General features: G+C 36.5%; 3 protein-coding genes. 1 reads left to right on the forward strand and 2 read right to left on the reverse strand.

Annotation, left to right across the window (positions count from 1 at the left end):
* The coding region (locus AC1DPZ_RS23265) for a cache domain-containing protein (RefSeq protein WP_477407942.1) at window positions 1–1683 on the reverse strand (1683 nt) is incomplete at its 3' end.
* A 13-nt stretch (window positions 1684–1696) separates the two neighbouring features.
* Window positions 1697–3016 carry a patatin-like phospholipase family protein gene (locus AC1DPZ_RS23270; protein WP_477407944.1) on the reverse strand — a complete coding sequence of 440 codons (1320 nt, stop codon included), beginning with the start codon at window positions 3014–3016 and terminating at the stop codon, window positions 1697–1699.
* Window positions 3017–3705: 689 nt separating this feature from the next.
* Between AC1DPZ_RS23270 and AC1DPZ_RS23275 the strand changes: the two genes are divergently transcribed.
* A partial coding sequence (locus tag AC1DPZ_RS23275; RefSeq protein ID WP_477407946.1) for a UpxY family transcription antiterminator occupies window positions 3706–4085 on the forward strand: 380 nt, incomplete at its 3' end.

Here is a 4085-nt window from a genome sequence, read left to right on the forward strand (position 1 = left end):
GTAATAAGGGAGGTCATGTATCGGGCTTGCATAAGCTATGTATTTTTTACCGGAGTACCTTGTTACAAAATCCTTTTCGGTGTGTGCTTCTATACTGGCTTTCAAACTTTGATAATCTGAGAACTCATCAAACAGGTTTTGATTAAGATTTTTAGAAGCATTGGCATGATATAATACCTTGCCACGGTTATTGATGATACAATAAAGATAGCCTGCTGATAAAATGGCATGATCGAGGCTTTTAAAATTAACAGATAAAGCTACATACGGGGCATTTTTGTTTATTGATGGTTTGGATATAACCGAAGTGAATACCCCTGATGTCCATGATATTACCTGGTCAAAATAATAAGGCTGTTTGGGGTCGTTATTTACATAAAACGACCTGTTATCACGTAGTTTGGTAAAATAATCCCGGTTGGCGTAATTACCCGGCGGCGAAGCTTCTGATTTTGCGTACCAGCCATTTACTTCTGTCCCTTTATTATTTAACCAGAAAATCTGGTTAACATCCACATCCCGGGTAAGGAGTTTTAATTGCGTTTGAATATTGGGAGATATCGCTTTTTCATATTGATCCTCAATAGCCCTTTGCGCACCAACTCCGGGATTATTTGTGTTGGGTGTGTTGTTTTGAGCATTTACCAATAAATCTGCCTGGGTTAAAACACGGTAAGCCTTAGCAATCTCCATACCGAATCGCTGTTTCAGGTTATTGGCAATATTCCTGCTGGTTAATTTTGATGCAGATATGCCCGGCCGGAAGGGTAAATTGTATTTAAAAAAAGCGAAGAACAGTATCGACATCAACAGCATGGATACTGCAAATGAAAATATGCCATCAGTTGCTGTTAGCCGGTCTTTATTTCCCATTTGGTAAAGCTTTAACCAGGGTAATGCAAGTATGGAAGCGGTGGCAATGGTTAGCAGTAAAATGACGATGTTTTCTGGAAGTTTATTTTTTTCCTGCTGGTATTTTTTATTGGTAAGCAAACCTGATACGGTGATAACAGAATCTGCATTTAGGTTTAGCCTTTGCGAAAATATTTTGTAGCTGTTGCCGCTAAGGTGTATGTTTTTTACTTGTCCTTCTAAAAAAGCGCTTTTATCGGATTTTAATGAGTCTGATACTATTGTTGTTATGCCGCTGGGGAATGTTTGGTAGATAATGTTTTTTTGCCTGAGGAAAATATACTGGTCAAATATTTCGTCGGTAAGTAAAGGGTCGACAAACTGCTTTAAAGTATACTTCATGTGGATAAAGTAGCCCTTTTTTTGGAGGTGAATGGTTAGCGTCCGGTTATCAAATTCTACCCTGCAAATGCTGTCAGTTAAGGTATTAATTTTGTTTTTTTCTGCCGATGGCTGTACCGGCTTGATAGATTCGAGGATGAAGCTTTCCTGCGAATAGTGTTCAATATACTTGCTTAATCTTTCCCGGTTGTATTGCGCTGGATTTTTTTCGTAAGTATTGAGTATGGTATTTAAAAGCGCTATAGAGTTATCAACCTTTGACTGAATGTTGATTTCAATATTTTGCAAACATCTGAAGCGCTGAGCTTCTAATTCATTTTGATTATCGGGAACGTAGATAAAAAAGTAAAATGCACCAATTACCAGTACAAAAACTAAAGTGGCAAACACAATTGCCTGGTTACGACCGAATGAAAATCTATTTTTCATTTCAATAACGCTGTTATCCTTCCTTATCGCAATTCAGCCATTTTTCTTTGGCTGCCTTATAGGTATCATAACCCAGGTGAACGCCCTTACCATCACCACGTATTAACTGATTAGGTAAACACAAGCCAGAGCCGTTTACAATAAACTTATCACAAAGACGCTTAATCAGGTCAACCTCATCATTTTTTACTGCATCCATATCAAGATCCATTATTGCAATAAAATCGGCCTCGCCGTTCGGGTCGTTTTTATAAATATCCGGCGCTTCATATAGTTGGTTATCGGGGTTTAGTATTGGTTTTAAACAAGGGTTTATCCGCACAACACAGGCTTTATTACTCAGCGAAGGGTCAATCATGGCATAGGTTATAAATGTGGCAGAATCAGGCGGATCACCGAGAATACTGGTCGACATTTTTTTTATATCAGCAAAAAATGAAGATCGGTTGTCTGTAATGGCAAGCTTGTTATTTTTATTTTTGTTATAAATAGAAGCAATTACCGGATTGGTTGAATTTTCATAGTCGCCTATAAGTGCTTCCCCGCCTGTGCCGGTACCTAATGAAAGGATCTTAAAATCGCTTAGTGGTAAGTCGGGATTATTTGTCCGGGCTTCTATAAAGCCGGCAAGTACCGGGTTATTAAAGCCGGATACTGCGCCGTCCCAAAACCAGGTTTTACGTTTGTCATCTCCCCCAAGTAAACTGGTGGTAATTGCAGCCGGCGAATCAAAATAATTAATAGGCGCGTTACTTGATGAATGTATGGCTTCTCCTAAGCTTACCTGGTAAAACTTGCCATTACCAAAACTGTCTGTTCTGCTTGCCGGGTTTGATCGGAAGAAAACTGCCCTTTGTCTTAGATAGTCGTATCCAGCAACAAGTATCTGTAAATCATTTTTGCCTATGATAGCCGGAAGATCATTCATATAGGTATCCAAAATAGGCTTGGCTGCCTTTTTTTGTATAATGAGGGTATCATATTTGCTCAGTACATTTTTAAGGCCGCTGAGCTTTCTTTCGGTACTGTATTTTGGCCCGAGCACATTGGTAAGGCTTGCAATGTTTCTCCATTTTAATTTTTCCCAGAATGATAATTTTGAAAAAACCTGCTTTCGTTTATTTTCATCCTCAAAAACCGAAATTATTTCACTAAGCRACATATTGTTGCATAACGAAGCCAAAACAAGGCTGCCTCCCGAATTTGCGATTACGAGGTTGAACTGATGTAAAACTTCGTGACCGGAGATATCGCCGTAAATATCCTTAAGTACGCGGGCCTGAATCAGCGCCCAGGAACCACCGCCATCTAATGAAAGTATTTTATATGCCATTTGATTAATTGGTTTAATAAATCAAGTTTTTTCTCTATATATATGTATATTTCTCTCTTATTTGATAATAAAACAGCATGTTATTGTCAAAAAGCTATCCGAATATTGCAGGTTTTTTGAGTCAACCAAAAACGAAGATTACGCCAATTGCCACGTCAGGAATGTTTGATCTGAACATGTTACCTCCTTTATTAAAAGAATAAATTATTCAGGAACGCCGATCCAGAATGCACAGCGAATCATCCTGCTGTCATCTGAATAAAAAAACATTAATGATTAAAAAACGAATGGTGTAACAGTAAATAAAAGGGCTTGTATCCTTTTTTATTTATGGTTTATATACTATAAAACTCTTAAACATCACCGATATATGCAATAGCTATTAATAACTATTTATTAGTGTAGTTTTAGCTTTATAGTTTTATAAATCAAATACTTAAATACAAATACCAGGTTGGCACCTTATCAATTCCTGTTAAGTATTTACTAAGCAAGACGGCTCACAATTTTAACTAAATAAATGATAAAATAGTTATAAATGGCTATTTCGGTTGTAAGTAAAGATGTTCAATTTTATTGTGGGGTTTAACTATAAGATAATTTTTTTTATAAAAGCCTGCCGGTAAAATGTGTAATGGATTAAGAGCTATCATTTTATTAAAATATATCTATCTAAACGTATCATTTCTATGGAAACTGTTTTTAAAAAAAATTGGTACATTATTTACACCTTTCCTAATCTCGAAAAAAAAATATATAATGAATTAACCAGGAAAAAGATCAAGGCTTACCTGCCTTTACAAAAGGTTATAAGGCAGTGGAGCGATCGCAGGAAGGAATTACAAGTACCTATGTTTCCTAACTATGTTTTTATAAATTCAACAGAAAGTGACCGTTTTAAGCTATTGAATATAGGTGGAATTTTGAAGTTTATTACGTTTGAAGGTAAACCGGCTATAATGTCAGAAGAAGAAATTTTAAGTATCATGAAATTTGAGGAGGTGGCTTTTGAGTTGGAGCCTAATCTTATTGAAGGTGATGATGTAATAATTGYTGAAGGGCCATTTAC

Source organism: Mucilaginibacter sp. P4_G9 (assembly GCF_056400985.1).